Here is a 282-nt window from a genome sequence, read left to right as displayed (position 1 = left end):
GCTGCTGCCCATCGGTACCTGCGTCTGCTACATCGTGTTCATAGTCCTGTTGCCCCTGCGACTGATCGGTGTAGAATGTCTGGGGGCGACCCAGGCGGGCCTGAGTTTGCTGGCCGTGATCCTGCCGCTGCTGGTGCTCCCCCTACTGGCGGCCTGGCTGACGCGCTGGCTGCCTGCCGGTTATCTCTGCGGCCTCGGCTTCCTGCGCGCGGCAGCGGGTCTCATGGCGCTCAGCGGCCTCCCCCTGGGGGGGGCACTGCTGCCGCTGCTGCTGTGCTTGAC

1 pseudogene is annotated in these 282 nt (G+C 68.1%); it reads left to right on the top strand.

Annotated elements, in window-relative coordinates:
- A pseudogene (locus QMX82_RS25750) lies at window positions 1-282 on the top strand (MFS transporter); the annotation flags it as partial.

Origin of the sequence: Pseudomonas sp. PS02302 (assembly GCF_029959585.1) — a bacterium.
Lineage (GTDB): Bacteria > Pseudomonadota > Gammaproteobacteria > Pseudomonadales > Pseudomonadaceae > Chryseomonas > Chryseomonas aestiva.
The sequence above is the reverse complement of the archived record's forward strand: the minus strand, read 5'-3'. Positions and strand labels throughout refer to the sequence as shown.